Here is a 19,649-nt window from a genome sequence, read left to right as displayed (position 1 = left end):
GGCGACCCTGGAGTCTCGGCCCGGCCTGGGGGGGCTGCTCGTCATCATCCGCCCCGCTCCGGACCGGCGCTCTTGGCCGGCGGACCGGTCCGCCCGCCGGGTGCCGGAAGGGACGGGAGAGGGCAGGGGCGGACAACTCGGCCCGCTGTGGGGTCAGTTGGTCGCCTGCGTTTTTCCGTCGGTTTTCGCAACACCCCCACGAAAGCTACACACAGGCACCACCATGTGACGCGACGGATGCGTCGACGACTGGTTTCTGAGGGGGAGGCCGGCGTCGCGCAAGGGGGTGTCCGCCGCTTCGTGCGCGCCGCGCTCACCCCTGCCCGGGGAGGGGACTTTCACCGCATGAAGCGAAGCATACGTACCACCGTCTTATCGGTGGGCGCGCTCATCGCAGCCGCCGGACTGCCGGCCGGCACGGCCCACGCCGACGCCGCCACGCCCCGCGTGGACCTTCGGGTGCTGGTCGTGGCCGACGGGGGCCCGGCCGTCCAGGCCATCACGGCGGAGCTGGACTCGGCGGGGACGCCGTACACGCAGGTCGACCTCACGCGGTCCGACCGGCCCACGATCGACGCGGCCTTCCTCGCCGACACCGTCGGCGGCCGGCCCCGCGCGAAGTTCCAGGCCGTCGTCCTGCCCAACGACAACCCGTTCGCCGCGGGATCGGCCGAGATGGCCGCACTCGGCGCCTACGAGCAGACCTACGACATACCCCAGGTCGACGCCTACACCTACGCGCGCCCCCAGGTCGGCCTCCAGTACTTCGTCGCCGGCGGCTACGCAGGAAGCGTCGACGGCGCCCAGGCGGGCGTCACCGCCGCCGGCCGCTCCGGCCCCTTCGGCTACCTCGAGGGCTCCGTCCCGTTCGAGGACAACTCGCCCACGGTCGGCGAGAGCTACGCCTACCTGGCCCAGCCCGCCCCCGGCGCGGACTTCACCACCTACGTCGACGCGCCCATCCCCGGCAGCGCCCGGCGCGGCTCGCTCGTCGGCGAGTACCGCCACGGCGGCCGGCGCGAACTCGTCGTCACCTTCGTGTACAACCGCTACCAGCAGCAGTTCCGGCTGCTGGCCCGCGGCATCGTCGAGTGGATGACCGGCGGGGTCCACCTGGGTGCCTCCCGCAACTACTTCTCCGTCCACGTGGACGACGTCTTCGCCGCCGACGACCGCTGGGACACGCAGCTCAACTGCACGCCGGGCGACGTCGACTGCGCCGGGGGCGGGGGAACCCCCAACCCCATCCGCATGACCGCCGACGACGCCGAGTACGCCAAGAACTGGCAGGCGGGCCGCAACTTCACCCTCGACATGGTCTACAACGGCGCCGGCAGCCTCGACCAGCGCGAGGACAACAACGGCGTCGACCTGCTCGCCGACAAGCTCCAGGCCGACCGCGACCGGTTCCGCTGGATCAACCACACCTACACGCACGCCTTCCTGGGCTGCGAACAGGACGTCAGCGTGGTGCCCTGGCGGTGCGCCGCCAACCCCGACGGCAGCACCAAGTGGGTCAGCCGCAGCACCATCGACGACGAGATCGTCCTCAACCGGCTCTGGGGCCAGGGCTTCGGCCTGCCCCTGCAGAACGACGAGCTGGTCACCGGCGAGCACTCCGGCATGGCCGTCCTGCCCCAGCAGCCGCAGGACAACCCGAACCTGGCCGCCTCCCTCACCGGCAACGGCGTCAAGTGGGTCGCCTCGGACAACTCCCGAGACCCCGAGCAGCGCCAGGTCGGCTCGGCCTCCACCGTCGCCCGCTACCCGATGAACGTCTACTACAACGTCGGGAAGGCCGCCGAGGCGGCCGACGAGTACAACTGGATCTACACCTCCCGCGCCCAGGGCGGCAGCGGCATCTGCGAGGACCACGCGGACACCACGACCTGCCTGCCCGCACCCCTGGACACCGCCACGGGGTACGCCCAGAAGATCGTGCCGGCGGAGACCCGCACCGCCCTCGGACACGTCCTCGGGAACGACCCGAAGCCGCACTTCATCCACCAGTCGAACCTGGCGGAGGAGCGCCTCGCCTACCCGGTGCTGAACGGGGTCATCGACGGCTACGACGCGCTGTTCGACGCCAACACCCCGCTCGTGAACGAGCGGATGAAGGACATCGGCACCGAACTGAAGCGCCGCGGAGCCTGGAAGAGCGCCCTCCAGGCCGGCCAGGTCACCGCCTACCGCATCGGCAGCGCCGTCACCGTCGTGGCGCCGGCCGGGCTCGACGTCACGGCCACCCTGCCCGCCGGCACCCTGCTGGGCACCGCCGGCTTCGGCAGCCCCTACGCGGGACGGGTCTCCGGGTGGACCACCGCGACCGGCAGCGCGCTCGAACTGACCCTGCCGTCCTCGGCGCCCGCCGCGCCGTCCGCCGCGGCCGCGCCCCGACCGGCGCCCGCCACCGCACCGGCACCCGGCACCACCGTGCCGCCCGCCGTGCGCGAGGGCGCCGCAGGCACCGACCGGCGCTGAACCGGCGTCCCGCCGGGCCGGCCGCCCCCGCGCGGCCCGGCCCGGCCCGACCACCCCCACACACCGGCCGTGGAGCACACCCATGCACGCTCAAGCCGGCGCGCGGCGCCCAGGCGCGCCGCACGTCACCCTGCTCACCGAAGGCACCTATCCGCACAGTCACGGCGGGGTCAGCGTCTGGTGCGACCAACTCGTCCAGGGCATGCCCGACATCGACTTCGACGTCATAGCCGTCACCGGCACCGGCCGGGAATCCCTGGCCTGGGACCTGCCCGGCCACGTCCTGGGCGTCAGGTCGGTGCCCATGTGGGGCGATCCCCCCGAGGGCCGCGCCCCGCGCGGCCGCGGCCACCGCAGGCTCTCCGGCGCCTACGAGCAGTTCCTCACCGCGCTGCTCGACCCCCGTGCCGAGGACGGGTTCGCCCCCGCCCTCTCCACGATGGCGCGGGCCGCGTCCGACGGAGCCCTGAGCCCCTTCCTCCGCGGGGACCACGCGATCGCGGTGCTCGCGGCGGTCTGGAACCGCCCCGGGCTGACCGTGCGCGAGGCCCGGCCGACCCTGCACGACGCCCTGACCGCCACCTCCCTCCTGGAGCACGCCCTGCGCCCGCTGGCCGCCCCGCCCCCGGAACACGGAGTGGCCCACGCCGTCAGCGGCGGCGTGGCCGTCCTGCCCGGACTGGCCGGGCTGGAACGGCACGGGGTGCCGCTGCTGCTGACGGAGCACGGGGTCTACCTGCGCGAGCGCTACCTCGGCTACCGCACGGCCCCCTACCGCTGGCCGGTCAAGGCCGTCGTCCTCGGCTTCTTCCGGCTGCTCGCCGAGGAGAGCTACCGGCGGGCCTCCCTGGTCACCCCCGGCAACCGCTACAACCGGCTGTGGGAGGAGGAGGGCGGAGCCGACCCGCAGGCCATCCGCACGGTCTACAACGGCGTCGACCCCGCCGCCTTCCCGCCCGCCGGGCCCGAACCGGACGTCCCCACCCTCAGCTGGGCCGGCCGCGTCGACCCCATCAAGGACCTGGAGACCCTGATCAGGGCCTTCGCCCTGGTCCGCGCACGCGTCCCCGAGGCCCGGCTGCGCCTGTTCGGCGGCACGCCGCGCGGCGGGGAGGCCTACCGCGAGCGCTGCGAGGCGCTGGCCCGCGACCTCGGACACGCGGACGCGGTCGCCTTCGAGGGCCGGGTGGACGACATCAAGGACGCCTACGCGGCCGGGAACGTCGTGATGCTCTCCAGCATCAGCGAGGGCTTCCCGTTCACCCTCATCGAGGCCATGTCCTGCGGGCGCGCCACCGTGTCCACCGACGTCGGCGGGGTACGGGAGGCGGTCGGCGACGCCGGCCTCGTCGTCCCGCCGCGCGACCCGGAGGCCATGGCCGAGGCGGCCCTGGAACTCCTCGGGGACTCCCCGCGGCGCGCCGCGATGGGCGAGGCCGCCCGGCTGCGGGTCATCGAGCAGTTCACCCTGCGCCAGACCATCGACACCTTCCGCTCCATCTACCTGGAACTGCCCGGCCTCGACCGCACACCGCCCACCGCGGCCGGCCGCACCCGGGTCCCCGCGAGAGCCGTCCCGACGCTGGTCCCCGCCCCGGCCGCAGCCCCCGCCCCGGCGCTCCTCACCCCCGTGGCCGTCGCCGCCGGGCGGGCCCGCAGACAGGAGCGGGCCCGTCCGGCCGCACCCGGCCGGATCCTCACGGCCGACGCGCGGCCGGCCCGCGAGACCGCGGCCGACGCCGTCACCGACGCGGGGAGCCTCGCCGGATGAGCGGCCCGATGTCACTCGAACCCGGCGGGTCGCACCAGGACACCCTGGCCCTGCGGCTGGCCGACACGGCCGCGAGACCGCCGCGCCGGGCCTGGGCCGAGACCACCCTCGCCCTCAGACTGCCCGGCCCCGACGAGGCGGAGGTCAGCCGGCTCGCCGCCGAACTCGCCGACCGCGTCGGGCCGGCCGTCCACCCGTACGAGGTGGCCGCCCTGCTGGAGGCGGAGGGCCTGTCCGCCGAGGTGATCCGCGAACGGTACGGACACCCCAACATCTTCTCGCTCGCCGCCGCCCTCTACGAGCGGGTGCCCCGCGTCTTCCCGGAGCCCGCCCGGGCACCGGACCCCTGGCGCCCGGACACCCTCCGGTGCCTGCTGCGGGGGGTGCTCTTCGCCCTCCCGGGGCTGGCCTACCTGCTCACCGCGCCCCTGTGGAACCCCGGCCGGCACGCCGCCGGGCCCATCGTCGCCGGGATCGTCTCCTGGGCGTGGGGCCAGGCCCTCGGACACCGCGCCTACCTGCGGATGGTGGCCGGGCGCCGCGAGGCCGGCCGGACCCTGCTGGTCGGGGCGCCGCTCGGGGCGGTCGCCGCCACGGTGGCGGGGGCCGCGGCCGCCGGCGGCACGGCCGTGACCTGGGCGGTGGCCGCGCAGTCGCTCTACCTGGCCGCCGCCGGGATCCTGCTGGTGCTGGGCCGGGAGCGGCTGCTGCTGGCCGCGCTCACCCCGCTGGTCGCGGGGGCCGCCGTCCTGCCCTGGTGGGAGCCGGGCCCCCTGGTGCGTGCCGCGCTCCCCGCGGCGGCGCTCCTGGCGACGCTGGCCGCCGTCGCGTGGGTGCTGCGCGGCGCGTACGCCGTGCCGGCGGCCGCGGACGGCGGCTCCCGGCCCCCGCTGCGCCGGTCCCTGCCGTACGGTCTCTTCGGACTGGCGGCGGCCTTGCTGGTCCTGCTGGAAGGGCGGGCGGAGCCGTACGCGGTGATCGCGCTGACCCTGAGCATGGGCCCGGCCGAATGGCTGCTCTACCGCTTCCGGGGCCTGTCCGTCACCGCGCTCGGCTCGGCCTCCACCCCCGCGGGCTTCCTGCTGAGGTCGGCCGGGGTCCTGGGCCTGTGCCTGGCGGGCTACCTGCTGCTCCTGCTGCCCGCCGCGCTGCTGACCGGCGCCGCCCCGGCCGCGCTGCTGCTGCTCGCCGCGACCCTGTGGACCGCCCTGCTGCTCCAGGCCTTCGGGGTCGCCTGGCCGCCGGCGGCCGTCTGCGGGGCGGCGGCGGCCGGCGCGGGAGCCGCCGCCCTCCTGGGGCCGGCGGCGGGCCCCGCGGCCCTGACCCTGGCCTGCGGCCTGGCCGCGACGGCCCTGGTCCTCTGCACCCTGTGGATCCTCGGACGCCCGGCCCGGCACGCCTGACCGTCCCGCACGCCCACCGCACCACCACCCGCACCACCGCCCGACCGCATCGCCAACTCCTCTGAAAGGTGCCCAGTTGACCTCCGCACCGCTCGCCGCCGTCACCGGAGCCGAAGGCTTCATCGGTTCCCACCTCACCGAGGCCCTCGTCGCCCGCGGCTACCGGGTCCGCGCCATGGCCCAGTACAACTCCTTCTCCTCGTACGGATGGCTGGAGACCCTGGCGCCGGACGTCCTCGACCAGGTGGAGATCGTCCTCGGCGACGTCCGCGACCCCGGATCCGTCCGCGGTCTCCTCGAAGGCGCCGATGCCGCCTACCACCTGGCCGCGCTCATCGCGATCCCGTACTCCTACCGGGCCCCGCACAGCTACGTCGACACCAACGTGACCGGCACCCTCAACGTGCTGGAGGCCGTCCGCGCCCTCGGCACCCCCCGCCTGGTGCACACCTCCACCAGCGAGACGTACGGCACCGCGCAGACCGTGCCGATCACCGAGGACCACCCGATCAACACCCAGTCCCCGTACGCCGCTTCGAAGGCGGGCGGCGACCGGCTGGCCGACAGCTACCACGCCAGTTTCGAGACCCCGGTGGTGACGCTGCGCCCGTTCAACACCTACGGGCCCCGCCAGTCGATGCGCGCGGTGATCCCCACCGTCATCGGCCAGGTGGCGGCGGGGGAACGCGTCATCACCCTGGGCGACCTGCGCCCCACCCGGGACTTCAGCTTCGTCAAGGACACCGCGCAGGCCTTCCTCGCCGCCGGCACCGCGCCCGCCGACCGGGTGGTGGGCCGCACCTTCAACTCCGGTACCGGGGGCGAGATCTCGGTCGCCGACCTGGTCACCCTGATCGGCAAGGTCATGGACGTCCCGATCGAGGTCCGCGAGGAGAGCGAGCGGCTGCGGCCCCCGGCCTCGGAGGTGATGCGGCTGGTCGCCGACGCGACCCGGCTCACCGCCGCCACCGGCTGGCGGCCGCGCCACACCCTGGAGGAAGGCCTCGCGCACACCGTCGAGTTCTTCCGCGACCCGGAGAACCTGGCCCGCTACAAGACCGGCATCTACAACATCTGACCGCCGGGCGCTCCGCCGGCGGTCCCCCCATCCCCACGCCACTCGACCTCCCCCCACCCAACCCTAGGAGGAGACCCATGTACGCAGTGATCCTGGCGGGCGGCAAGGGCGTCCGGCTGCGGCCCTACACCACGGCCCTGCCCAAGCCGCTCGTGCCCATCGGCGACCAGCACGCGATCCTGGAGATCGTGCTGCGCCAGCTGTCGGGGGCCGGGTTCACCCGGTGCACCATCGCCATCGGCCACCTCGGCGAGATCATCCGCGCCTACGTCGGCGACGGCTCCCAGTGGGGCATGAGCGTCGACTACGCCACCGAGGAGAGCCCGCTCGGCACCATGGGCCCCCTGCTCAACCTGCGCGACCGCCTGCCCGAGCACTTCCTCGTGATGAACGGCGACGTGCTCACCGACCTCGACTACGCCGACGTGCTGCGCCGCCACGAGGCGTCGGGCGCGCCGCTGACCATCGCGACGTACCCGCGCAAGGTGCACATCGACTTCGGGGTGCTGACCACCGATGCCAGCCGCGTGGTCGGATTCACCGAGAAGCCCAGCATGGACTACCACGTCTCCATGGGGGTGTACGGTCTGAGCCGCTCCACCCTCGACCACTACACGCCGGGCCTCCCGCTCGGATTCGACGAACTCGTCCTCGACCTGCTGCGCGGCGACAACCTCCCGCAGTCCTACGCGTTCGACGGCTACTGGCTCGACATCGGACGCCCCGACGACTACGACCGGGCCAACGCCGAGTTCACCACCCGCAAGTCCTTGCTGCTCAAGGGAGCCTGAGCACCTCATGCGCATCCTCGTCCTGGGCCGGACCGGCTACCTGGGCGCCCACGTCGCCGACCGCCTGCGCGCCCTCCCGGGCGCGCGGGTGTTCGACGGCGGCCGCGCGCCCGGCGCCGACTTCGGCATCGACCTCGCGGCCGACCGCCCCGACCGCCTGGCGGACGTCCTCGCCGCGGCCGCGCCCGACGCCGTGGTCAACTGCGCGGGCGCGACCGGCGGCGACGCCGTGATGCTCGCCGAGACCAACGCCCGCGGCCCCGCCGCCCTGTGCGAGGCCCTGCGGAGGGCGGCGCCCGCGGCCCGCCTGGTGCACCTGGGCTCGGCGGCGGAGTACGGTCCCGGCGAGCCCGACACCCGGGTCGCCGAGTCGGCCGCCACCCGCCCCGTCACCCCGTACGGGGCGACGAAGCTGGCCGGCACCGTCGCCGTGGCCGCCTCCGGGCTGGACGGCGTCGTCCTGCGGGTGGGCAACCCGGTGGGGCCCGGCGCCCCGCCCAGCGGGCTGCCGGGGCGGATCGCCGCACTGCTGCGGGAGGCCGGCCCGGACCCGGAGGCGGTGCTGCGGCTGGGCGACCTGTCCGCCCACCGCGACTTCGTGGACGTGCGCGACGTGGCGCGGGCGGTGGCGCTCGCGGTCACCGCCCCCGGCCCGCTGCCGCCCGTCCTGAACATCGGCGCCGGCCGGGCCGTGCCCGTCCGCGAGCTGGTGCGGGGCCTGGCCGGGCGGGCGGGCTTCCGGGGGAGGATCGAGGAGGAGGCCGCCGGCTCGGCCCGTTCCGCCCAGGTGTCCTGGCAGTGCTCGGACATCACCGCCGCCGGCGAGGCCCTCGGCTGGCGCCCGGTCCACAGTCTCGGCGACTCGCTGGCCGCGCTGTGGGCGGCGACCGCCCCGGAGGAAATCCGAACGCCATGAGCCTGCTCGTTCCGCTGTACGTCCACCCCGCCGAGGACCCGGGCGCCTGGCACCGGCTGATCACCGCGGCCGCCGGGACCTACGGGGTGGTGCTCAACCCGGCCGACGGGCCGGGGGAGCGACCCGACCCGGCCTTCGCCGCTGCCGCCGCCGCCCTGCGGACCGCCGGCGCCCGCCTCCTCGGCTACGTGGACACCGGGTACGGGGCCCGCGGGCAGGTCGAGGTCGTCCACGAGATGTGCCGCTACCAGGAGTGGTACGCGGTCGACGGCTGCTTCCTCGACCGCGCGGCCCCCACGCGGGCGGAACTGCCCGGCGCCCGCCGGCTGGTCCGCTCGCTGCGCCGGCTCGGCGCCGGTCCCGTCGTGCTGAACCCGGGCGTCCACCCCGAGGCCGGCTACGTGCGCCTCGCGGACCTGACCGTCACCTTCGAAGGGGACTGGTCGACGTACGTCTCCTCCTTCAGCCGGCCCGCCTGGACGGCACGCCACGCCCCCGAGCGCTTCTGCCACCTCGTCTACGGGGTGCCCGAGGCCCTGGTCCCGCTCGCCGTGCGCACCGCGCACGAACGGGGGGCCGCGGTCTCCGGGCCGGTGACGGGCGGACTCCCCAACCCCTGGAAACAGTTGACCCCCGCACTCACCAGGACGGAACGATGAGCCGCACCCTTCCGCACCGCCTGGCCCTGCTGGCCGTGCTGACGGCACTGGTCCTGACGGGCTGCTCCAGCACGGACGACGACGATGACGACGACGCCGCACCGGCCCCGTCCGGCCCCACCGCGAGCCAGGGGCCGGGACCCGCTTCCCCCGGTCCCTCCTCCGCCCCTCCCGCCCCGTCCGGGTCGCCGACGGGCCCGTCCCCGTCCCCGTCCGGGACGGGCGACCAGGCGGCGGGACGCTGGAAGCCGCAGCCCGGACTGGCCTGGCAGTGGCAGCTCGACGGACGCTCCGACCCCTCGGTCGACGTGCCCGTGTACGACATCGACGGGTTCGAGAACTCGGCGGCCGACGTGGCCCGGCTGCACCGCGACGGCCGGAAGGTGATCTGCTACGTCAACGTCGGGGCCTGGGAGGACTTCCGGCCGGACAAGGACGCCTTCCCCACCACCCTGTTCGGCAAGCCCAACGGCTGGAAGGGCGAGCGCTGGCTGGACGTCCGCCGGATCGACCAGCTCCGCCCGATCATGGAACGGCGCTTCGACATGTGCCGGGACAAGGGCTTCGACGCGGTGGAACCCGACCTGGTGGAGGCCTACGGCAACGACACCGGCTTCCCGCTGACGGCGGAGCACCAGCTCGCCTACAACCGCATGATCGCCGAGATCGCGCACGCGCGCGGGCTGTCGGTCGGCCTCAAGAACGACCTGCCGCAGATCCCCCAGCTCGAAGGCGTCTTCGACTTCGCGGTCAACGAGGAGTGCGCCCAGTTCGGCGAGTGCGACGCGCTGAGTCCCTTCATCAAGGCGGGCAAGGCGGTCTTCCACGTCGAGTACAAGGGCGCGACCTCGGGCTTCTGCCCCGAGGCCCGTCGCCTCAAGCTCTCCTCGATGCTGAAGAACCCCGAGCTGGACACCTGGCGCAAACCCTGCTGAACCGCGCGGCCGGTGCCCGCGTCAACCGCCGGCCGCGCCGTCATCCTCCGGATCCCGCCCGGGCGCGGGCGGGCCCGTGGTGTGCCCGCAATCCAGTGCCGGTGGGGGGTGTCGCGGGGCGGAGGCCGGCGCGTGCGCCGGAGCGGGCGCCCCCACGGGACGAAGACGCCCCCGATCGGTGCCACCATGCGTCGCGAACAGCGGGTCAAGCGACGAGAGGTTGGAACGTGACGCCTCAGGCGACCGGGAACCCCACCCGGCAGCTCTCCGAAGGGCAGCAGCAGCACACCCCCGGCCCACCCGGCACCACCGGTACCCCCGGCACCACCGCCACTCCCGACACCACCGAAACCGCCGGAGTCCCCGACGCCGGCCCCGCGGGTGAGGCCGCCGGCCGCACCGACACCGAACTCCTCATCGCCGCCTCCGTGCTGCTCGCCGACGCCGCCCTCGCCGCCAAGCGGGCCGGGGCCGACCTCACCGGAGCGCTCACCGGCGGCCGCTTCGCCCTCCAGGCCCTGCGCCGGCCCGCCTGGGCCCTCGGCACGGCGCTGTCCTGCGTACGCGCCCTGACCGGCCCGGCCGGCCTCGGCTTCGGTGCCAACGGCGGCGTCGTCGGCGAACTCGCCCGCATCGCCGGCAACGTGACCCGCCGGCGGCCCGCGGCGGTCGCCATGGCGGTGGACGCCTTCGCCCTGCGCATCGAGGCGGCCACCGTCACCCACCCCAACCTGGACTCGCCGCACGCCCGCCGCCTCACCGGCGCCCTCGTCGCCGGCGACCGGCTGGAGGCCGTACGCGCCCTGCACGCCCTGGTGGAACGGCTCGGCGTCACCCGCGCCCTCACCACGGTCAGCCCCGTGATCATGGAACTCCTCGCGCTGACCGGACTGCTGGACGAGAACCCCGTCAACGACGAGTTCTCCTGGGTCACCCTCGCAGGAGGCGTCCCCACCACCGACCCGTTCCTCGGCCTGCCCAGCTCCCTCCTCAAGTACCTCAACCCCGGCCCCGGCCGCGCCGAACGCGCCGAACCGGACCCGATCCTCGCCAAGGTCCTCGGCGGCTCCCGCAACGACATCGTCAGCTACGTCAACGACATCGGCGCCCTCGGCAACCACGGCCTGGTCCTCCTGCGCCGCATCGCCTGCACCGACGGCGCGCAGCGGCACGTCCTGCTGCTCCCCGGGACCAGCTTCGCCCTGCTCAGCAACAGCACCCCGCAGGACCTGGTCGGAGCCTTCGACGGCTGCCTGCGCACCGACACCACCTACACCCGGGCCGCGAAGAAGCTCCTGCACCGGGCCGGCGTGCCCGCGGGATCCGAACTGATGCTGGTCGGCCACAGCCTCGGCGGCCTGACCGCCATGAACCTGGCCGCCGACGCGGACGTCGCCTCCGAGTACCGGATCACCCACGTGGTCACCCTCGGCTCCCCCATCGACAACAAGCGGCCCGCCGACCACACCACCCGGGTCGTCAGCCTGGTCAACAAGCACGACGTGATCCCCATGCTGGACGGCCGCGGCCCCGCCTCCCCCCACGACGTCCCGGACGGCTGGGTGGAGCTGTCCTGGCTCGACGAGTCGTACGACTACCCGCTCTCGCACGCCCCGCAGGCCTACTCGGACAGCCTGCGCGGCGAACTGGCCCACCACCGCGCACGCGTCAACGGGCTGATCCGGCGCTACGACGGCGAGATCACCGGCAACCAGCCCTACATGCTCCGCGACAAGTGACCGGCCAGGAACCCGTGTCCCACCCCCGCGCCTGCGCGCGACCCGAGGGAGAACGCCCCCGATGACCACCCCCGCCACCGCCCGGCCGCTGGAGAACGCGGTGTTCGGCGCGGCCATGCTCGCCCACCGACTGCCCTGGGCGGACGCCCCCGCCCGCGCCCTGGGTCTGGACTCCCTCACCCGCGAGGGCGCGGCCCGCGGGGTCCTCGCGCACCTGCGCCGCAGCCGCTCCGGGCGCCCCGTCCGGCTGCGCACCCCGTCCGGCACGTTCCTCGTCCCGCTCGGCCCGGCCGACACCGCCGCGCTCCTCGCCGCGGGCGCCGCCGCGGACGCGCTCGCCCCCGCCGTCCGGCTCGACGCGGCCGGACGCCGCCACGGACTGCACCCCCACGTCCCGCTCCCGCCGGACGCCGTCCCCTCCGCCGCCGCGTTCACCGGACCGCTGGCCGAGGAACTGGAGCGGACGGCCGCCGCACGCCGGGACGACCACGCCCTCCCCTGGGAGGCCTGGCGGCCCGCGCTGCTGCGCGCCGCCCGCCGGGTCGTGGCGGGCGCGGCGGCGGCGGACGACACCCTGCTCAGCGAGGTCCTGGCCAGGACGGCCCGCGCCGCGGGAGGCCGCGGCTACGACGGCAGGGCGGCCGCCCTGCACCGCCGGACCGCCCCCTACCTGGCCGACCCGGATCCCGGCTCGGTGGCCGCGGGCCTGGTCCGCGGACCGGCGGCCGTACCCGCCGCCCGTACCGGGCAGGCGCCCGCGGCGGGGGAGGGGTGGCGCGAGGAGGCGCTGGCCCACACCCTGGCGGTGGTCTCGGAGGCGGCCGTCACGACCGCCCTCCAGGCCCTCGCCCTCACGGCCGCGGGCGTGCCGCGCGCCGCGGCCGGCCCCGCCGGGGCCGTGGCCCTCGCCCTCGACCACTTCCCGCCGGTCGAGGCCGCCGTCCACCCGGTCCGGACCCCCTTCACCTGGGAGGGACTCGCCGTCGACGCCGGCACCGAGATCCTCGCCGCCCCCGGCTGGCTCCGGGAGGACGGGGACACGGAGGGCTCCGGGGACACCGACGACCCCCTCGACGCCCCGTGGCACGGACGGCCCTCGCCGCTGTGCGGATCCGCGACCGGATGCACGGCCTCCGCGTTCGCCGTCCGGGTCGCCGAGGAGACCGTCCGCTTCTTCACCGGGACCGCCCGGCCCGCCCTGCTGTCCCCGGCCCTCGCCCCGGACCGGATGCCGCTCACCCTTGCCCCGCACACCCTGCGGGTCGCCCTTCCCGCCGCCGGCGCCGTCCCCCGGGCCGTGCCCGCCGCCGGCCCCGCCTCGTACGCGGTGCTGGCCCGGGCCGACGCCGACCGGCTCGACCGGCACGCCCGGAGCCTCGCCGACTGCGCCGCCGCACCGGGCTGGAACGGCGACGAGACCGGCGAGCGCTTCCGGATGCGGCTGCTGGAGCACGCCGAGCGGTGCACCCGCGCCGCCTCCGACGTCCGCGAGGCCGCCCGGCGCCTCGGCGACTGAGGCGGCCGCAGCGGCGGGCCCCGTACGCAGGGGCGGGCGGCCGGACGCCGCCCGCCCCGCGGGGCCCGCCGCTACCGCAGGAGTGAGTCGCGCCGTTCGCGCTCCCGCTCCACCATGTCCTGCACGGTGTCCTGAACCTCCGCGCACAGCCGCCGGGCGGCGGCCGAGCGCTCGCCGAAGCCGCTGGGCCGCTCCGGCGGCTCGATCGGCTCCCCGATGGAGACCAGCCACTTCGCGGGCAGCGGGAAGGGCGAGGTCAGCGGGAAGTAGGGCAGGTCCAGGAACCTGGCCAGGGCGGGCAGCTCCCCGAGCTTGGGCGAGGACTCCTCGGCCCCGATGACGGCGACCGGCACGATCGGCGCCCCCGTGTGCAGGGCCGCCACGGCGAATCCGGGGCTGAAGGGCTGGAGCCGGTAGCGGTCGCGGAACGGTTTCTCCAGCCCCGCGACCCCCTCCGGGAACACCGCGACCAGCTCACCGTCGCCCAGCCGCTTCATCGCAGCCCTCGCATCGATCGGTACGCCGCCCTTCCGCGCGGCGTACGGACCCAGGACCGGGAGCCGGAAGACGAAGGGCGCGGCGAGTACGTGCAGCCGGCGCCGCAGCGAGCGGAGCAGCACCTTCTGCAGGACGAAGGCGTCCAGCCCCCAGGCCCCGGAATGGTTGGAGACCAGCACCGCCGGCCCGTCGGCGGGGATGTTCTCCAGTCCCAGCACGTCCAGCCGGAACCAGTCGTCGATGAACCATTCGAGCAGCCGCTCCCAGGCGTTCTCGCCGGCATCCCCGACCAGCCTGCGCAGGAAGCGCAGCTCGCTCCCGGCGACCTCGATGACATCGGCCAGGCTCTCGGACACGAGACGGTCCTCCCCTTCTCCGTGCGGTGGGCCAACCAGCCCTCGCGACAAGGGCTTTCACGGTGAACGGCGGCAAGGCCCCTTTGATCACGAGGGCGCGTCGGATTCGTCCGTCGACTCTTCGTTCGCCCGTTCCCCCGAGCAGGCCCGTGCCCGCGCCACGCAACGATCTTCGGCTCGTTGACCGGGTGGACCGTTGACCGATCGACCCCCAGGAGCCCCCATGGCCGAGACCGCGCTGCCGGTGATCCTTCTCGCCGACCCCGATCCGCTCCGCCGCCACGAGACGGCCGAGCTCGTACAGGGCTGGTACCGGACGTCGTTCCGCGTCCTCCAGGTCGGCGGCCTCACCGAGGCGGAACGGGTGCTGCACGCGCTGGCCGGGCGGGACGTGCCCGTCTGCGCGGTGGTCACGGACGAGCACCCCGGGACGTACCCCGAACGGCACCCGGCCACCCGCTGGCTGCTCCTCACCGAGAGCGGTACCGGCCCGTCCGGCCCGTCCGTCACCGTGGTCGACCGCACCCCGGCGACGGCTCCCGCCGGCGACACCGGCCTGCCCGAGCGGCTGCGGGCCGCCCTCGACGACTCCCTCTGCAGCTGGAACGCCGAGCGCCGCGGCGACCTCCCCACCGCCGAGGTGCGCGGCCACCGCTTCTCACCGGCCGCCTACGCCGTCCGGGACTTCCTCGGCCGCAGCGACGTCCTCTTCCGGTGGGTGCCGCAGGAAGAACGGCCGGACGCACCCGTGACCGTCCGGCTCGGCGACGGCACCGAACTCGTCGACCCCTCGATCAGCGAACTGGCCGACCGGCTCGGCCTCATCAGGCCCGCCGAGCACGAGCACTACGACGTCGCCGTCATCGGCGGCGGCCCCGGCGGCCTCTCCACGGCCGTCTACGCGGCCGCGGAGGGCATGAGCGTGGTCGTCATCGAGGACGACGCGCCCGGCGGCCAGGCGGGATCGACCTCCCGGATCGAGAACTACCTGGGCTTCCCGGTCGGGCTCACCGGCGGCGACCTCGCACAGCGCGCCCTGCAGCAGGCCCGCCGGGTCCGCGTCGAATGGCAGCCCACCCGGGTGGCGACCCGCCTGGTCCCCGCCCCATCGGGGGACCACACCGTCGAGTTCGTCAAGGCCGGCACGGCCGAGACGGCCTCGGTCTCGGCGGCCGCGGTCGTCGTGGCCACCGGAGTGGAGTGGAACCGCCTCGCGAGCCCCGGCACCGAACGGCTCCTCAACTCCGGTGTCTACTACGGCGCCTCCCTCTCCGACGCCCCCTCCACCGCCGGCGAGGACGTCTACATGGTGGGCGCGGGCAACTCCGCCGGCCAGGCCGCCCTCTACTTCGCCCGCTACGCCCGCTCCGTCACCCTCGTCGTCCGCGGCACCGACCTCGGCGCCTCCATGTCGAACTACCTGGTCCAGCGGATCGGACGGACGCCCGGGCTGAACGTCCTGCTCGGCACCGAGGTGGCCGAGTGCCTGGGCGGGACGACGCTGACCGGCCTGCGGCTGCGCGAACGCAGCGGGGGCGAGCGCACCGTCCCCGCCCGCCGCCTGTACGTCCTGATCGGCGGGCGCCCGTCGACGGACTGGCTCGACGGAGCCCTGGAGCTCGACGACCGCGGCTACGTCCTCACCGGCACCGGAGGCGTCGGCCGCGACGCCCTCCCGATGGAGACCAGCCTGCCGGGCGTCTTCGCCGTCGGCGACGTACGCGCCGGCTCCGTCAAGCGGGTCGGCGCCGCGGTCGGCGAGGGCGCCGCCGTGGCCCACTGCCTGATCGAATACCGCCGACGCCACTCCGGCCGCTTCCGGGACGCCGGCGCCTTCGGCGGGTTCTGAGGAGACCGGACCGGGGCCCTCGGGGCGCGGGCGGTCTCACGCCGTGGGGTGCCATTCGCACAGGAGGATCGTCGCGTCGTCGTGCAGCCGCTGGTCCTGGTGGGTGAGCAGGTCCAGGACCAGGCGGCGGAGCGCCTCGGGGGCCGTGGCGCCCGACGCCATGGACCGGATGACGGTGTCGGTCAGCCGCTCCTCGCCGAACAGGTCGCCCGCGCCGGAGCGCGCCTCGGTGACGCCGTCGCTGTAGAGGAGGACCCGGTCCCCGGGCTGGAGGCGCGCCCGGTCCCAGCGTGGAGGGGCGTCGGTGTGGAAGCCCAGGCCGAGGGGCAGCTGCACCGGGCGCTCCAGCGCCGCCGGCACCACGTGTCCCTCCCGGATCAGCAGGGGCGGCGGGTGGCCGCAGTTGATCCACGCGAACTCTCCCCGGGAGGTGTCCAGCCGGGCCAGGACCCCGGTCATCAGCCGGTCCGGGACCCATTGGCGGAGGGTCCGCTCGATGGCGGTCGCCATGTCCGTCAGACCGCCTCCGGCGCGGCGGGCGGCGCGGCACGCGGCCAGGCCGGCGGCGCTCGCCCCGCCCGCCGCGAGGTCGTGCCCCATGGCGTCCAGCAGGGTCAGCTGGAGCAGACCGTCGCTGAAGTTGTGGTCGAAGGCGTCGCCCCCGATGTCGTACGCCGGTTCGAGTACGGCGGTCGAGGTCGCCTGGCTCGTACCGATGGTGCGCGGCGGCAGGAACGCCCAGAGCAGCTCCGCCTGCAGCGTCATGGGCCGGCTGCGCGCCCTGAGGACCAGGAGGTCGTGGTGGGTGGACTTGGAGACGACGACCAGGGTCGCCAGGGCCGCAAGGGTCCGGCACACGTCCAGGGCCCGCTCGTCCAGCGCCGTTCCGGTCACCCTCATGACCCCGACGCGCTCGACCCCGTCGACCATCGGAACCCATGCGGTCGTGTGGTCGCGCGAGAGCTGGACCTGCTGGTCGCGGTAGGCCAGCCCGCCCAGCGAGGCGTCGACGTCCAGGGCCTCGGCCCGCTCGCCGGCCTCCGCGGCCTCCGCCGTGCTCGGACGGCGGGTGGCCAGCTGGGGCAGGGCCCGGAGCCGGGTCTGCCGGAGGTCGGCCAGGTACAGGTGCGTCCCGGTGAGGCCCAGCCGCCGTGCGGCCTCGTCGATCAGCGCCGGCACCTGGAGCGCCGAGGCCTCGTGCGAGCGCTCCAGCACCCAGGCCAGCACCGCGCCCGTCCGGGCACCCGCCACCGGGCCCACCCCGCCCTCCGTCTGCGCCTGGAACCCGGCCATGCCTCCACCTCCGGTCAGGCCGCCGTCCGCCCCCGGCCGCGGCGGCGCGGCTCGTGGCGGCGGAGCAGGCGGGCTTCGACGCGTCCCCCAAGGACGCGGGTCTCGAAGGCCGGCTGGGGGGCGGTGGCCGGCCCCTCGACGTTCCAGCCGTCCGACAGCCGGAACAGGCTGCGGTGCCAGGGGCAGCGGACGCAGCCGTCCTCGACCTGCCCCTCCGACAGCGGGCCGCCCATGTGGGAGCAGCGGTCGGCCAGCGCGCGGACGGTCCCGTCCTCCTCGCGCACGACGAGGACGTCCACCCCGTCGACGCGTGCGGGGGTGGCCCGGCCCACGGGGAAGGCGGCCGCCGCCCCCACGTGGTGCCACCCGTCCCGGACCCGGTGTCCGACCGGTTCGGCGTGGTTGGCGCCGGCCGCCTGCCGGTAGGCGAGATGGCCGCCGAGCGCGCCCGCCGCGCCCACCGTCGCCAGCCCGGCCATGGCCAGGGCCCGGCCGCGCAGCCCCCGGCCGCGGGCGCGGGCGTGGAGGGAGGCCGCGTAGAGGGCGACCCCGGCGGTGTTGGCCAGGGCGTGGACGAGCCCGGTACGGGCCTGCTCGGGCGGCAGCTCCGCCCAGTCCGCCCAGCCGGCGGCGGCCGCCGGGACCGCCGCGGCCAGTCCGACCCCGACCAGCAGGGGCGCGGCGCGCTGCCGCCCCGGGAGCAGGTCCAGTACGCCGGCCGAGAGCCAGGTCCCGACGGGCACCTGGACGAGCAGGGGGTGGGCCGGGTGCCCGAGGGGGCGGCCGTGGAGCAGGTCGCGCGCCGGTCCGAGCGGCAGGGCCCGGACCGCTCTGCGGAGCCCTCCGATCAGGGCGTCGGCCTGCGGGGCCTGCTCGACCCGCTCGACCGCCGCCAGCAGCGGGCCCGGACCTGGTGTCCTGCGGTGCGTGTCCATGGGACCGCGTCTACCCGGGGCGGCGGGAGCCATGTGGGCGCGAGCCGTGCGAACGCACCCGGCGCGGGCGCGTCGCGCGTCGCGCGCATGGCCGGCCGTCGGTCCGGGCAGGGGCGGGCGGGGGGCAGACAGCGTCAGGGAGAGGGCCGCCATGACGGAACCGGACCTCGGTGACTTCGCCGTCGCGCAGGACGGCCCGCTGTACGTGGTCACGGCGGCCGCGGACGGGCAGCGGGCCGGATGCCTCGTCGGATTCGCCTCGCAGTGCTCGATCGACCCCCCGCGCTTCGTCGTGTGGCTGTCGGTGGAGAACCACACGCACGGGGTGGCGCGCCGCGCCCGCCACCTCACCGTGCACGTCTTGCGCCGGGACCAGAAGGCGCTGGCCCGGCTCTTCGGGGGCCGCACCGGGGACCGCTCGGACAAGTTCGCCGCGATCGGCTGGCGGCCCGGGCGGGAGGGCAGCCCCGTCCTGACGGACGTGGCGGCCTGGTTCACCGGGCGGATCGAGGCCGTCGTCGCCGGGGGAGACCACGAGGGCTTCCTGCTGGTTCCCGTCGAGGCCGGGCCGCCCGGCCCGGGGCCCGCCGCCGCGCCGCTGCGGTACGGCGACGCCCGGGACATCGAGGCCGGCCACCCGGCCTGACGAGCGGCCGCCGCCGTACCCGCGGCCCCGGGGCGGCGACCGTGCCCGACGGGTCCTAGGGCTCCTCCTCCGCTTCCTCCTCGACCACGTGCACGGCCGCCTCCTCGGCGGAGGCCGCCCCGCCGTTGATCCCGGTGTCACGCGCCAGTACGGACAGGTGCCGCACGGGCGACGGTTCCGCCGCGGGCGCCATCCGGCCGGCTCGCGCGCGGCCCGCCGTGGACGCGTCGCCGTGCGGATCGCCGGTCATGTCCTCGCTCTCGGCCGCACCGTCCCCGACCAGGTCCTCGTCCGGGACGGACTCCGAGCCGGGTGCCGCCTCGTCCGCCGTGGCGTCCGGGTCGGGCTGCTCCTGTGCGAGCCGCTGGTCGAGCGTCTCGCCGGCGCGCTGTTCCTCCGCCGTGGTGCCGTACCGGGTGACCGCGAGGGGCCGGTCCGGCGGGGAGTAGCCGCTGTCCAGCGTCTCGTCCAGGCCGGGTTCGCCCAGGGCGTTCTCCATGTCCGGCTGCGACTCGCCGGGTTCCGTCTCGTCGTGGGGCTGGTACACCTCGTCCCCCCGGGCCTCGCTGCCGTTCATGGCCGTCGGCTCCTCTCCGGCGGGACCTCGCTGTCGTACCCGCTCCGGGCGGGGCGACCTGCCTCGAACAGTTCCACCATCCGCTCCATCAGCTCGTCGAAGTCCTGCCAGGGCCCCGCCGGCTCCGCGGCGGCCCGGCGGGGGGCTGCGTCCGGGTGGCTGCTTCTCTTCACCGACATGGCGACCTCCTCTCGGACGCGGGCTTC

Annotated in this window: 17 protein-coding genes; 12 read left to right on the top strand and 5 right to left on the bottom strand. The window is 75.6% G+C overall.

Annotation, left to right across the window (positions count from 1 at the left end; translation table 11 throughout):
* The first annotated feature begins 345 nt into the window (after positions 1–345).
* The 10 genes from AB0469_RS00245 to AB0469_RS00200 all read left to right on the top strand — a co-directional run bounded on the left by AB0469_RS00245 (position 346) and on the right by AB0469_RS00200 (position 13,289).
* Positions 346–2,481 (top strand): hypothetical protein, encoded by a 2,136-nt coding sequence (locus AB0469_RS00245; protein ID WP_366449016.1) that lies wholly within the window; start codon positions 346–348, stop codon positions 2,479–2,481.
* Positions 2,482–2,563: 82 nt separating this feature from the next.
* A complete protein-coding gene (pelF, locus tag AB0469_RS00240) occupies positions 2,564–4,252 on the top strand; it encodes a GT4 family glycosyltransferase PelF (RefSeq protein ID WP_366449015.1) in 1,689 nt (562 codons plus the stop codon).
* Complete coding sequence (locus AB0469_RS00235) at positions 4,249–5,655, top strand: hypothetical protein (protein ID WP_366449014.1); 1,407 nt, start codon at positions 4,249–4,251, stop codon at positions 5,653–5,655. Before pelF ends, AB0469_RS00235 begins: the two co-directional genes overlap by 4 nt.
* A gap of 76 nt (positions 5,656–5,731) precedes the next feature.
* Complete coding sequence (locus AB0469_RS00230) at positions 5,732–6,733, top strand: GDP-mannose 4,6-dehydratase (protein WP_366449013.1); 1,002 nt, start codon at positions 5,732–5,734, stop codon at positions 6,731–6,733.
* Between the two features lie 77 nt (positions 6,734–6,810).
* Complete coding sequence (locus AB0469_RS00225; RefSeq protein ID WP_366449012.1) at positions 6,811–7,524, top strand: sugar phosphate nucleotidyltransferase; 714 nt, start codon at positions 6,811–6,813, stop codon at positions 7,522–7,524.
* Positions 7,525–7,531: 7 nt separating this feature from the next.
* A complete protein-coding gene (locus AB0469_RS00220) occupies positions 7,532–8,440 on the top strand; it encodes an NAD-dependent epimerase/dehydratase (protein ID WP_366449011.1) in 909 nt (302 codons plus the stop codon).
* Entirely contained in the window at positions 8,437–9,099 is a 663-nt protein-coding gene (locus tag AB0469_RS00215; RefSeq protein ID WP_366449010.1) for a spherulation-specific family 4 protein, read from the top strand. The genes AB0469_RS00220 and AB0469_RS00215 overlap by 4 nt, the downstream gene beginning before the upstream one ends.
* Entirely contained in the window at positions 9,096–10,034 is a 939-nt protein-coding gene (locus AB0469_RS00210) for an endo alpha-1,4 polygalactosaminidase (RefSeq protein ID WP_366449009.1), read from the top strand. The genes AB0469_RS00215 and AB0469_RS00210 overlap by 4 nt, the downstream gene beginning before the upstream one ends.
* 227 nt (positions 10,035–10,261) lie before the next feature.
* Positions 10,262–11,773, top strand: a complete 1,512-nt coding sequence (locus AB0469_RS00205) for a hypothetical protein (RefSeq protein ID WP_366449008.1) — start codon at positions 10,262–10,264, stop codon at positions 11,771–11,773.
* Between the two features lie 61 nt (positions 11,774–11,834).
* Complete coding sequence (locus AB0469_RS00200; RefSeq protein WP_366449007.1) at positions 11,835–13,289, top strand: hypothetical protein; 1,455 nt, start codon at positions 11,835–11,837, stop codon at positions 13,287–13,289.
* Between the two features lie 71 nt (positions 13,290–13,360).
* Here AB0469_RS00200 and AB0469_RS00195 read toward each other — a convergent pair whose 3' ends face one another.
* Positions 13,361–14,143 carry a lysophospholipid acyltransferase family protein gene (locus AB0469_RS00195; RefSeq protein ID WP_366449006.1) on the bottom strand — a complete coding sequence of 261 codons (783 nt, stop codon included), beginning with the start codon at positions 14,141–14,143 and terminating at the stop codon, positions 13,361–13,363.
* Between the two features lie 223 nt (positions 14,144–14,366).
* On the opposite strand from AB0469_RS00195, the gene AB0469_RS00190 reads away from it, so the two are divergent.
* Positions 14,367–15,992 (top strand): NAD(P)/FAD-dependent oxidoreductase, encoded by a 1,626-nt coding sequence (locus AB0469_RS00190; RefSeq protein ID WP_366449005.1) that lies wholly within the window; start codon positions 14,367–14,369, stop codon positions 15,990–15,992.
* A 36-nt stretch (positions 15,993–16,028) separates the two neighbouring features.
* Here the strand turns inward: AB0469_RS00190 and AB0469_RS00185 are convergent, their stop codons facing one another.
* On the bottom strand, positions 16,029–17,285 hold the full coding sequence (locus AB0469_RS00185; RefSeq protein ID WP_366449004.1) for a PP2C family protein-serine/threonine phosphatase: 1,257 nt from the start codon (positions 17,283–17,285) through the stop codon (positions 16,029–16,031).
* 14 nt (positions 17,286–17,299) lie between these two features.
* Positions 17,300–18,220, bottom strand: coding sequence for a Rieske (2Fe-2S) protein (locus tag AB0469_RS00180; RefSeq protein ID WP_366449003.1), 921 nt, complete (start codon positions 18,218–18,220; stop codon positions 17,300–17,302).
* A 151-nt stretch (positions 18,221–18,371) separates the two neighbouring features.
* On the opposite strand from AB0469_RS00180, the gene AB0469_RS00175 reads away from it, so the two are divergent.
* Positions 18,372–18,866 carry a flavin reductase family protein gene (locus AB0469_RS00175; protein WP_366449002.1) on the top strand — a complete coding sequence of 165 codons (495 nt, stop codon included), beginning with the start codon at positions 18,372–18,374 and terminating at the stop codon, positions 18,864–18,866.
* 55 nt (positions 18,867–18,921) lie between these two features.
* Here AB0469_RS00175 and AB0469_RS00170 read toward each other — a convergent pair whose 3' ends face one another.
* Positions 18,922–19,443 carry a DUF5709 domain-containing protein gene (locus tag AB0469_RS00170; RefSeq protein WP_366449001.1) on the bottom strand — a complete coding sequence of 174 codons (522 nt, stop codon included), beginning with the start codon at positions 19,441–19,443 and terminating at the stop codon, positions 18,922–18,924.
* Complete coding sequence (locus AB0469_RS00165; RefSeq protein WP_366449000.1) at positions 19,440–19,622, bottom strand: hypothetical protein; 183 nt, start codon at positions 19,620–19,622, stop codon at positions 19,440–19,442. The genes AB0469_RS00170 and AB0469_RS00165 overlap by 4 nt, the downstream gene beginning before the upstream one ends.
* Positions 19,623–19,649: the final 27 nt, after the last annotated feature.

The organism is Streptomyces sp. NPDC093801 (genome assembly GCF_040701585.1).
Classification (GTDB): Bacteria; Actinomycetota; Actinomycetes; order Streptomycetales; family Streptomycetaceae; genus Streptomyces.
Note: the sequence above shows the minus strand (reverse complement) of the source record. Positions and strands in the feature narration are given on the sequence as shown.